The organism is Isoptericola sp. NPDC060257 (assembly GCF_042726645.1).
Lineage (GTDB): Bacteria > Actinomycetota > Actinomycetes > Actinomycetales > Cellulomonadaceae > Isoptericola > Isoptericola nanjingensis.
Map to the genome: position 1 here is coordinate 1 of NZ_JBHXAW010000137.1, position 11,069 is coordinate 11,069.

An 11,069-nucleotide genomic window follows, 5' to 3' on the forward strand; every position below is an offset into this window, starting at 1 on the left:
CCCTCCCCGGGAATCTCTCAGGCATCCGTACCGTCGTGGCGAGGCAACTCTGGAAAGCGGCCCTGCCCCGTCCTCGCGACGGGCGGGCCCACCGACGGTGCAAGTCGGCGCGCCCCGTCGACGTCGTAGGTCACGTCTGCGACGACGCCATGGCGGACCGGCAAAACTCTCAGGTCGACGCGCGCGCGTCCGATGACAGAGCGGGGAGGACCTGCCAGTCCCCCGCCTGCCCGGCCCGACCCACGGAGCTCCGACGTGACCACCCTCCCGGACGACTCGCACACCCTCACCGGCGTCGACCCCGACGTCTTCGCGGACCGGCACGTGGGCCCGCGCGGCCGCGAGGTCGCCGCGATGCTCGACACCCTCGGCCACGCGAGCCTCGACGCCCTGGTGGACGCCGCCGTCCCCGCGTCGATCCGCACGGACCGCCCGCTGGACCTGCCGGCCGCCCGCTCGGAGGCCGAGGTGCTCGCCCACCTGCGCGACCTCGCGGGGAAGAACCAGGTCAAGCGCCAGATGATCGGGCTGGGCTACTACGGCACCGCCACTCCCCCGGTGATCCGCCGCAACGTGCTCGAGTCCCCCGCCTGGTACACGGCGTACACGCCGTACCAGCCGGAGATCTCTCAGGGCCGTCTCGAGGCGCTGCTGAACTTCCAGCAGGCCGTGGAGGACCTCACCGGCCTGGGGATCGCGGGCGCGTCCCTGCTGGACGAGGCCACGGCCGTCGCCGAGGCCGTCGCGCTGATGTGGCGCGCCTCGCGCGCGAAGAGCGGGTACGTCGTGCTCGACGCCGACCTGTTCCCGCAGAGCCTGTCGGTCACGCGCGGCCGCGCCGAGGCCATCGGCCTGCCGGTGGTCGTGGTCGGGCTCGACGGCGGCCTGGCGGCGGGCCTCGACGCGTTCGTCGCGGCGGGCGGCACGCTGCCCGACGGCGACCTGGTGGGCGTCGTGGTGCAGCAGGCGGGCGCGTCGGGCCGCGTGCTGGACGCTCGCGGCGTGGTCGCGGAGGCCAAGGAGCGCGGCGCGCTGGTCACGGTGGCCGCGGACCTCCTGGCCCTCACCCTGCTGACGTCCCCGGGCGAGCTCGGCGCCGACGTCTCGGTCGGTTCGGCCCAGCGCTTCGGCGTCCCGCTCTTCTACGGCGGCCCGCACGCCGCCTTCATGGCGGTCCGCAAGGGCCTCGAGCGCCAGCTCCCCGGGCGCCTCGTCGGCGTCTCGACCGACGCCGACGGCGCCACGGGCCTGCGCCTCGCCCTCGCCACCCGCGAGCAGCACATCCGCCGCGAGAAGGCGACGAGCAACATCTGCACCGCGCAGGCGCTGCTCGCCATCGTCGCCTCGATGTACGCCGTCTACCACGGCCCCGACGGCCTCCGCGCGATCGCCGAGCGCACCCACGCCCGCGCCGCCGCCGTCGCGGCGGGCCTCCGCGCCGCGGGCATCACGGTCGAGCACGACGTCTTCTTCGACACCGTCCGCGCGGTCGTCCCCGGCCAGGCAGGGCGCGTCGTGGCAGCAGCCGCAGACGCCGGCTACAACCTGTACAAGGCCGACGCCGACCATGTACAGATCGCCTGCGACGAGACGACGACCGCCGACGACGTGACCGCCGTCCTCGCCGCCTTCTCCGCCGAGGGCGCCCCGGCGCCCGTGAACGCGTCCGCGCGAGGGGTTGCCGACCTCCCCGAGGCCGTGACCCGGACGAGCGTCTACCTCCAGCACCCCATCTTCCACGTGCACCGCAGCGAGACCTCGATGCTCCGGTACCTGCGGTCGCTGAGCGACAAGGACCTGGCGCTGGACCGCACGATGATCCCGCTGGGCTCGTGCACGATGAAGCTCAACGCGACGGCGGAGATGGAGGCCATCAGCTGGCCGGGTTTCGCGGACATCCACCCGTACGTGCCCGCTGACCAGGCGCTGGGCTACGCGGAGCTGGTGTCGACGCTGGAGTCGCAGCTCGCGGAGATCACGGGGTACGCGGGCGTGTCCGTGCAGCCGAACGCGGGCTCGCAGGGCGAGTTCGCGGGACTGCTGGCGATCAAGGGCTACCACCGGTCGCGGGGCGAGGAGCACCGCGACATCGTGCTGATCCCGGCGTCGGCGCACGGCACGAACGCGGCCTCGGCGGCCCTGGCGGGCCTGCGCGTGGTGGTCGTGGCGACGGCGGACGACGGCGAGATCCAGCTGGACGACCTCCGGTCGAAGCTCGAGCAGCACGGCCCGCAGGTGGCGGGGATCATGATCACGTACCCGTCGACGCACGGCGTCTACGAGGAGCACGTGCGCGAGGTCTGCGATCTGGTACACAACGCTGGCGGGCAGGTGTACATCGACGGCGCGAACCTCAACGCGCTGGTGGGGCTGGCGCGTCCGGGGGAGTTCGGCGGCGACGTCTCGCACCTCAACCTGCACAAGACGTTCTGCATCCCGCACGGCGGCGGTGGTCCGGGCGTGGGCCCGGTCGCGGTGGCCGCACACCTGGTGCCGTTCCTGCCGGCGGACCCGACGCCGGGGATCGCCGGCCAGGACGGCATCGCGCCCGTGAGCGCGGCGCCGCACGGATCGGCGGGCATCCTGCCGATCTCGTACGCGTACCTCGCCCTGATGGGGCCGGACGGGCTGACCGAGGCGTCGAAGGCCGCCGTCCTCACCGCGAACTACGTGGCGAAGCGCCTGGACCCGTACTTCCCGGTGCTCTACACCGGTGAGAACGGCCTGGTGGCGCACGAGTGCATCCTCGACCTGCGGCCGATGACCGCCGAGACGGGCGTGACCGCGGAGGATGTCGCGAAGCGCCTCATCGACTACGGCTTCCACGCGCCGACGATGTCGTTCCCGGTGGCGGGGACGCTGATGGTGGAGCCCACCGAGAGCGAGGACCTCGCCGAGCTGGACCGCTTCGTCGACGCGATGATCGCCATCCGCGGCGAGATCGACCGCGTGGCGGCGGGGGAGTGGACCGTGGACGACAACCCGCTGCGGCACGCCCCGCACACTGCGGCGAGCGTCGTCGCCGACGAGTGGGCGCACCCGTACTCCCGCGAGCTGGCCGCCTTCCCGCTGCCCAGCCTGCGGGGCGCGAAGTACTGGTCGCCCGTGCGCCGCATCGACGGGGCCAAGGGCGACCGCAACCTGGTGTGCGCCTGCCCGCCCCTGGAGTCCTACGCGGAGCCCGCCCCCACCCACTGACCCGTTGTGGGTGGGCTCGTGGCCCCGTTCTCCCCCGAAAAGGGGCCACGATCGCACCCACAACGGACGACCGTGCACCACGAAGGGAGCCTCGATGGCCGAGGACCAGCAGGAGACGCAGGACAAGACCACGCCGCTGCACGACGAGCACGTCGCGCTGGGCGCCAGCCTCACCGGCTTCGGCGGCTGGCTGATGCCGCTGCGGTACACCTCCGACCTGGCGGAGCACCGCGCGGTGCGCGAGGCCGCGGGGCTGTTCGACCTGTCGCACATGGGGGAGATCCACCTCGAGGGCGCGCAGTCCGGCGCGGCGCTGGACCAGGCGCTCGTGGGCAACGCGAGCGCGATCGGCGTCGGCCGGGCGCGGTACTCGATGATCTGCGCCGAGGACGGCTCGGTGCTCGACGACCTCATCGTCTACCGCCTGGCCGACGAGCACTTCCTCGTCGTCGCCAACGCGGGCAACGCGCCGCGCGTCGCGGCCGAGCTGGTCGCGCGGTCGACCGGCTTCGACACGGTCGTCGCCGACCGGTCCGCCGAGACCGCGCTGGTCGCGGTGCAGGGCCCGCAGGCCGAGGAGATCGTCGCCGCACTCACGGCCGACGACGACGTCGACACGGTCCGCGGCATGAAGTACTACGCGGCCGCGGAGGTCACGGTCGCCGGGATCGGCGTGCTGCTGGCGCGCACGGGGTACACGGGCGAGGACGGCTTCGAGCTGTTCGTGCCCGCCGACCGGGCGGTGGAGCTCTGGCGGGCGCTGCTGGCGGCGGGGGCGGGGCGCGGCCTCGTCCCGGCCGGCCTGTCCGCGCGCGACTCGCTGCGCCTCGAGGCCGGCATGCCCCTGTACGGGCACGAGCTGGACGAGACCACGACGCCGTACGAGGCGGGCCTCGGCCGCGTCGTGAAGCTCGACAAGACCGGAGCCGACGGCGACCCGCTGCCGTTCGTGGGCCGCGACGCCCTCGCGGCGCGCGCCCAGAGCGCCCCGGCGCGCGTCCTGGTCGGCCTGCGCGGGGAGGGGCGCCGTCCCGCCCGCGCGGGCTACGACGTCGTGCAGCGCGGCCTCGACGGCGCGGTGGGTGCCGTCGTCGGCCACGTGACGTCCGGCGCGCCGTCGCCGACGCTCGGCTACCCGGTGGCGATGGCGTACGTGACGCCCGAGGTGTCGGCCGAGGGCACCGCCCTCGCCGTCGACGTGCGCGGCCGCGCCGAGCCGTTCGTCGTCGTCCCGCTGCCCTTTTACCAGCGGTCGTAGGACGATCGTCCTGACCTCGTCCTGAGCCCGACCGTCGTCAAGCACGCAGAACCCGAAGGAGCAGTCCCCATGGCCGACTTCCCCGAGAACCTCCGCTACTCCGCCGAGCACGAGTGGGTGGACGACGCGTCGCCCGCCACGATCGGCGTGACGTCCGTCGCCGCCGACGCGCTGGGCGACGTCGTCTACCTCGAGCTGCCCGAGGTGGGCGCGACGATCGAGGCGGGCGCCGTCGTCGGCGAGATCGAGTCCACCAAGTCCGTCTCGGAGCTGTACTCGCCGGTGAGCGGCACCGTGACGGAGGTCAACCAGTCGGCCGTGGACGACCCGGCCGTCGTGAACTCCGACCCCTTCGGCGCGGGCTGGCTCTTCAAGGTCGACGTGACCTCCCGCGGGTCCCTGCTGACGGCCGAGGAGTACGCCGCCCAGGCGGGCTGACGCTTTCCCAGATCTCGTGACCGAATCGTGACCATCGGGCCCGAATTGGGTTGATTGCCTGGGATAACCGCGCTGACCTGCGACGACACGGCCGGACGCGTCCTTCGAGGGGGCGCGGCCGGCCGTCGTCGTCCCGGCGCGGAAGCAATCCCCGAGATTCCGCGTCATGACAGGGGCCCGTACGCATCTTCTTCCATGACGGCTTCCCCTGGTCGACCTTCGGTCGGCGGCCGTCGACGGAGGAAGAGCGATGAGCACGATCGAAATGGCCCCGGTGACGAACCGTCTGCTGACGCGCCGCGAGCGCGTGGTCCTGTCCAACCTGTCCGAGGACGTCACCCTCGAGCAGATCGCGACCAAGCTGTTCGTCACCCGGAACACGGTGAAGTCGCAGGTGCGCAGCGTGTATCGCAAGATCGGTGTCTCCAACCGGGCCGAGGCCGTCGCATGGGCGCGACAGGCCGGCCTGGGAGTCGGCTGACAGCGGGTAGGTGCGAGCCCCGCCCGACGACAGGGGAGGTCGTCGGCGCGGGGCTCTCGCACGTCCGGGATCCGGCCACGACCCGGTCCGCCGGGACCCGGATGGCAGACTTTCCGTCATGACAGCCCGCCGCCTCGTGGTCGCCGCCGCGATCGTCGACGACCTCGACCACCCGGCGCGCCTGCTCGCCGCCCGGCGGAGCCGGCCCGAGCACCTCGTGGGCCGGTGGGAGTTCCCCGGCGGCAAGGTGGACCCCGGGGAGACGCCGGTCGAGGCGCTGCACCGCGAGCTCATGGAGGAGCTCGGGGTGCGGGCCGAGCTCGGTCACGAGCTGCCCGGCCCCGACGACGGCGGCTGGATCATCACCGACCGCCACGTGCTGCGCCTCTGGCTGGCGGTCGTCACCGACGGCGACCCGCGGCCCCTCGTCGAGCACGACGACCTGCGCTGGCTGGACCGGTCCACGCTGCTCGACGTCGACTGGCTGGACGGCGACGTCCGGATCGTCGAGGCGCTCGACGCCGTCCTGCACGACCGGGTCGACACCACGCGCTGACACCTCGACAGTCGACTCGACAGTCGACTCGACAGTCGACTCGACAGTCGACTCGACAGCCGACTCGACGGGCGCTCGCGCTCCGCCCCGCCTACTTTCGGACCAGACCCGGACGAAGGAGCACAGGTGGGCGCAGCGATCGGCCAGTCCCTCCCCGTGGCGGTGGGTGTGCTCATCAGCCCGCTGCCGATCGTCGCCGTGGTGCTGATGCTGGTCAGCCGGCGTGCCAAGGCCAACGCCGCCGCGTTCCTGATCGGCTGGTTCGTCGCGGTCCTGGTCGTGGTCGCGCTGGTCGCCGTGCTCGCCGGCTCGGCCGTCCCCGACGAGGCGGGCACGCCCCTGTGGGCGGCCATCGTCAAGATCGTGCTCGGCGTCCTGCTCCTGCTGCTCGCGGTGAAGCAGTGGCGCGGCCGGCCGCGCGAGGGTGTCGAGCCGGAGACGCCGACGTGGATGGCGGCCATCGACCAGTTCACGCCCGGCAAGGCGCTCGGCCTCGCCGTCCTCCTGTCCGCGGTCAACCCGAAGAACCTGCTGCTCGTCGTGTCGGGCGGTGCCGCCATCGCCTCGGCCGCCCCGGGCGACACGAACGCGCAGGTCGTGGCGGCCGTCGTCTTCGCGCTGACCGCCAGCGCCGGCGTGGTGACCCCGCTGGTCATCTACCTCGCGATGGGGGAGCGCGCCGCGAAGGTCCTCGACGACCTGAAGACCTGGATGGTGCACCACAACGCCGTGATCATGGCCGTCCTGCTGGTCGTCCTCGGCGCCAAGATGCTCGGCGACGGCATCTCGGCCCTCTGACCACCCGAGCACCTGCACCCACGATCCGGAGGACCCTCGATGGCCACGTTCACCGTCTGGAAGTTCGACGACCCCGCCGCGGCCGACCAGGCCGCGACGGTGCTCCGCCGCGCGGCGTCGGACGGGCTGGTCACGGTGGTCGACCACGCCGTCGTCTCGTGGCCGGTGGGGCAGGCCACGCCCACGACGCACCACGGTCACGACGACAAGAAGCGCGGCAGCGGGTGGGGCGCCTTCTGGGGGCTGCTGCTGGGCGTGCTGTTCTTCATGCCCGTCCTGGGCGCCGCCGCAGGCGCCGCGATCGGCGCGATCGCCAAGAGCACCCAGGCCGTCGGCATCGGACGCACGCAGCTCGAGACGATCCGCGAGCAGGTCACCACCGGCACGTCGGCACTGTTCGCCGTGACGGAGGACGGCGACGTCGACGCCGTGGGCCAGCGGTTCCACGGGCGGCACGCCACGCTCATCGCCACGAACCTCACGGACGCGGAGCGCGCGACGCTGCTGGAGACCTTCGGCTCCTAGGGTCGGGGACCCAGGGCGCGCACCCAGCGCTCGACGTCACGGCGGCGGCGCAGCCGCACCACCTGCACGTGCGGCGCCTCGCGGGCCAGCCGCTGGTCGAGCCCGCGGAGCTTGTGCCGGGTGCGCCACGCCCACCGCAGGATGTGGTCGCGGTCGGAGAGGACGGTCCGCAAGGGTGGCTCGACGTTCCCGTTCCACAGCGCGGTGCGCCGCAGCCTGCGCGCCACGGTGCGCCGTCCGACCTGCCACAGCACCAGCGGTGTCGGCAGGTCGAGCCAGACCAGGAGCTCGGCACGCTCCAGCAGCAGCGGCCGCACGGCCGTGTACTGCCACTCGCTGACCCAGGCGTCCTGCGCGACGACGGCGCGGACGTCGTCCTCGAACTCCGCCCTGGGGGTCCAGCCCGGGCCGTGGAACAGGCTGTCCAGCTCGGTGTACGGCAGGCCGAGGGCGGTCGACACCCGCCCGGCGAGCGTCGTCTTGCCCGCCCCGGACGTGCCTGCCACGAGGATCCGGCGGGCGGTGACGGGTGGGGGAGGGGCGTCCGGAGGCACCCGCCGAGGGTACGGTGGCGCCAGCGCCTCACAGCCCTCAGCCACGCCCGCGGTCGACGTCGACCCGGAGGACGGAGCATCCGTGCCGCACGACGAACTCTCCGGCTTCGAGCTGCGGACGGACCTGCTGACGCGGGTGGCGCACGCGCACGACGCGTCGCACTACCTGCTGCGCCCGGAGGTGGTGGTGCGGGCGCACGACGTCGACGGGGTGGTCGCCGCGATGCGGGAGGCGAGCCGCCGCGGCCTGCCGGTGACGTTCCGCTCCGGCGGCACGAGCCTGTCGGGGCAGGCGTCGGGCGCGGGGATGCTGGTCGACACGCGCACGCGGTTCACGCGGGTGGAGGTGCTCGACGGCGGGGAGCGGGTGCGTTGCCAGCCCGGTGCCACGCTCCGCCTGGTGAACGGGCACCTGGCGCGGCGGGGGCGGCGGCTGGGGCCCGACCCGGCGAGCGAGATCGCGTGCACCGTCGGGGGAGTGGTGGCCAACAACTCCTCCGGGATGTCGTCGGGCACCACGCGCACCGCGTACCGGACGGTCGAGGCGATGACGGTGGTGCTGCCCGGCGGCACCGTGGTCGACACGGGCGCGCCCGGCGCCGACGCGCGCCTGGCCGCCCTGGAGCCGGACCTGCACCGCGGCCTCGCGGAGCTGCGCGACCGGGTGCGCGGCAGCGCGACGATGCGCGCCGAGGTGGAGCGGCAGTTCGCGATGAAGAACACCATGGGCTACTCCGTGAACGCGCTGCTCGACCACGACAGCCCGGTGAAGATCCTCAAGCACCTGATGATCGGCTCGGAGGGCACGCTGGGCTGGGTCGCGGACGTCACGTTCCGCACGGTGCCGCTGCTGACGCAGGTCGCGACGACGCTGCTCGTCTTCGACTCCCTCGAGCGGGCCACCGACGCGCTGGTACCGCTGGGCGCCTCCGGGCCGGAGGCGATCGAGCTCATGGACGCCGCCTCCCTGCGGGTCGCGGCGGCGGACCCGAAGGCGGACCCCTCGATGCGCTCGCTGGCCGCGGGCGCCGGTATCACGGGCCAGACGGCGCTGCTGGTGGAGTACCGCGCCGCGACCGGCGACGAGCTCGCCCCGCTGCAGGACGCCGCGCGCGCCGTCGTCGACGGACTCGCGCTGGAGCTGCCCGCCACGCTCACGACCGACCCCGCCACGCGCGAGCGGCTGTGGCGCGTGCGCAAGGGCCTGTACACGGCGGTCGCGGGGGCCCGGAAGGCGGGCGCGACCGCGCTGCTGGAGGACGTCGTCGTGCCCGTGCCCGACCTGACCGGCACCGTGCGCGACCTGGGCGGGCTGTTCGTGCGGCACGGCTACGACGGGAGCCTGAACGACGAGGCCGTGACGTTCGGGCACGCGAAGGACGGCAACCTGCACTTCATGATCACGCCGCGGCTCGGCGACGCGGCGGAGCTCGACCGGTACGCGTCGTTCAGCGACGACCTCGTGGACCTGGTGCTCGGCCGCGGCGGCTCGCTCAAGGCCGAGCACGGCACCGGCCGCATCATGGCGCCGTTCGTGCGGCGCCAGTACGGCGACGACCTGTACGCCGTCATGCGCGAGATCAAGAGCCTGTTCGACCCGCGCGGGCTGCTCAACCCGGGCGTGATCATCACCGACGACCCACGCGAGCACCTGCGCGATCTCAAGGTCGAGGCCTCCGCGGGCGGCGAGGACGCCCCGCTCGTGGACCGGTGCGTGGAGTGCGGCTACTGCGAGCCCGGCTGCCCCTCGCGGACCGTCACGACGACGCCGCGCCAGCGGATCGCGCTGCTCAAGGAGCTCGCCGTCGCGCCCGAGGACGAGCGCGAGGAGCTGCAGAAGGCGTACCGGTACTGGGGCGTGCAGACGTGCGCCGCGGACTCGATGTGCGTCGAGGCGTGCCCCGTCGGCATCGACACCGGCGTGGTGATGAAGGGCCACCGGGCACGGTCGAACCCGGCGCTCGTGCGGAAGGGCGGGGAGGTGCTCGCGGGGTCGTGGGGGCCGGTCGTCGACGTGCTGCGCGGCGCGCTCGGCGTGGTGGAGAAGGTGCCGACGCCCGTGGTGCGCGTGGCCTCGGAGGTGGCGCGCGGGATCGTCGGGACCGACGTCGTGCCGCGGGTGGACGACGACCTGCCCGGCCCCGGCCCGCGACGCGAAGCCGAGGATGTGCCGGGAGAGCCGAGGGCCGTGCTGTTCGCGTCGTGCATGGGCGAGCTGTTCGCGCCGGCGGACGGTGGCGTGCCGGACGGCGGGCGCCCGGTGGGCGCGGAGGCGGCGCTGCGCACGCTGTGCGAGCGCGCCGGGATCGGCCTCGCGGTGCCGGAGGGCATCGGCGGGCTGTGCTGCGGCACCCCGTGGGCGAGCAAGGGCCTGCCGGGCGGCGCGGCGCGGATGGCGCGGCAGGTGCTCGACGCCCTGTGGACGGCGACGCGCGGAGGGCAGCTGCCCGTCGTGTGCGACGCGTCGAGCTGCACGCACGGGCTGGTCGAGACGCCGCACCACCTCTCCGGGGAGGACGCCGGGCGGTTCGCGCGGCTGCGGATCGTCGACGCCGTGACGTTCGTGCGCACCGACGTGCTGCCGGCGCTCGCGGACCGCGGCGTGGCCGTCGCGCGGCAGGGGAGCGTCGTCGTGCACCCCACCTGCGCGACGGTGCACCTGGGCGCCGTGGACGACCTGCGCGCCGTGGCGGCCGCCGTCGCGGACGACGCCGTGGTGCCCGCCGCGTGGGGCTGCTGCGGCTTCGCCGGCGACCGCGGCATGCTGCACCCGGAGCTCACGGCCGCGGCCACGCATGCCGAGGCCGCCGACGTCGCGGCGGGGGAGCGGGCCCGGCCGGGCGGCCGGTTCGACGCCTACGTCTCGAACAACCGCACCTGCGAGATGGGGATGGCGCGCGCCACCGGCCGCGACTACGTGCACGTGCTGGACCTGCTGGAGGCGGCGACGCGCGGCGCCGCCCTGACCTGAGCTCCCTCGTCCCGTGGCGGTGCGCCGCGCGGGGCCCGGCGTCCCGCGTTCACGCGCGCGACGCTGGCCAGCACGAGCCCGATGCCGAGGGCCTGGAGCCCGGTGAGCACCTCGCCCCCCGCGAGGACGCCGAGGGCGACGCCGGTGACGGGGTTCAGCAGGCCGATCACGCCCACGGCCCCGGCGGGGAGGTGGCGGAACCCGCTGAACCAGCAGACGAAGCCGAGCGCCGTGGCGACGAGGCTCACGTACGCGAACGCGAGGGTCTCGGTGAGGGTCAGGGAGGGAGG

At 74.0% G+C, this 11,069-nt stretch carries 10 protein-coding genes; 8 read left to right on the plus strand and 2 right to left on the minus strand.

Translation table 11 applies throughout. The annotated features are described in order from the left end of the window. Nucleotides 1-192: 192 nt before the first annotated feature. The 7 genes from gcvP (at nt 193) to ACFWEK_RS12520 (ending at nt 7,254) form a co-directional block, all read left to right on the plus strand. A complete protein-coding gene (gene gcvP, locus ACFWEK_RS12490) occupies nt 193-3,198 on the plus strand; it encodes an aminomethyl-transferring glycine dehydrogenase (protein ID WP_430554254.1) in 3,006 nt (1,001 codons plus the stop codon). A 94-nt stretch (nt 3,199-3,292) separates the two neighbouring features. Then, the gene (gcvT, locus tag ACFWEK_RS12495; protein WP_430554255.1) at nt 3,293-4,456 is read left to right on the plus strand and encodes a glycine cleavage system aminomethyltransferase GcvT; all 1,164 of its coding nucleotides are present in this window, start codon (nt 3,293-3,295) and stop codon (nt 4,454-4,456) included. Nucleotides 4,457-4,525: 69 nt separating this feature from the next. Beyond that, nucleotides 4,526-4,894, plus strand: coding sequence for a glycine cleavage system protein GcvH (gcvH, locus tag ACFWEK_RS12500; protein WP_430544899.1), 369 nt, complete (start codon nt 4,526-4,528; stop codon nt 4,892-4,894). 250 nt (nt 4,895-5,144) lie between these two features. Further along, nucleotides 5,145-5,375 (plus strand): helix-turn-helix domain-containing protein, encoded by a 231-nt coding sequence (locus ACFWEK_RS12505; protein ID WP_429731230.1) that lies wholly within the window; start codon nt 5,145-5,147, stop codon nt 5,373-5,375. 118 nt (nt 5,376-5,493) lie between these two features. Continuing rightward, complete coding sequence (locus ACFWEK_RS12510) at nt 5,494-5,931, plus strand: (deoxy)nucleoside triphosphate pyrophosphohydrolase (RefSeq protein WP_430544900.1); 438 nt, start codon at nt 5,494-5,496, stop codon at nt 5,929-5,931. Between the two features lie 126 nt (nt 5,932-6,057). Further along, on the plus strand, nt 6,058-6,729 hold the full coding sequence (locus ACFWEK_RS12515; protein WP_430554256.1) for a GAP family protein: 672 nt from the start codon (nt 6,058-6,060) through the stop codon (nt 6,727-6,729). Between the two features lie 39 nt (nt 6,730-6,768). Beyond that, complete coding sequence (locus ACFWEK_RS12520; RefSeq protein WP_430554257.1) at nt 6,769-7,254, plus strand: DUF1269 domain-containing protein; 486 nt, start codon at nt 6,769-6,771, stop codon at nt 7,252-7,254. Here ACFWEK_RS12520 and ACFWEK_RS12525 read toward each other — a convergent pair. After that, nucleotides 7,251-7,808 (minus strand): AAA family ATPase, encoded by a 558-nt coding sequence (locus ACFWEK_RS12525; RefSeq protein ID WP_430544903.1) that lies wholly within the window; start codon nt 7,806-7,808, stop codon nt 7,251-7,253. The genes ACFWEK_RS12520 and ACFWEK_RS12525 overlap by 4 nt on opposite strands. An 82-nt stretch (nt 7,809-7,890) precedes the next feature. Here ACFWEK_RS12525 and ACFWEK_RS12530 point away from each other — a divergent pair, with 82 nt between their 5' ends. After that, a complete protein-coding gene (locus ACFWEK_RS12530; protein ID WP_430554258.1) occupies nt 7,891-10,779 on the plus strand; it encodes an FAD-binding and (Fe-S)-binding domain-containing protein in 2,889 nt (962 codons plus the stop codon). Here ACFWEK_RS12530 and ACFWEK_RS12535 read toward each other — a convergent pair. After that, nucleotides 10,722-11,069: EamA family transporter (locus ACFWEK_RS12535; RefSeq protein ID WP_430554259.1), on the minus strand; the 348-nt coding region annotated here is incomplete at its 5' end. The genes ACFWEK_RS12530 and ACFWEK_RS12535 overlap by 58 nt on opposite strands.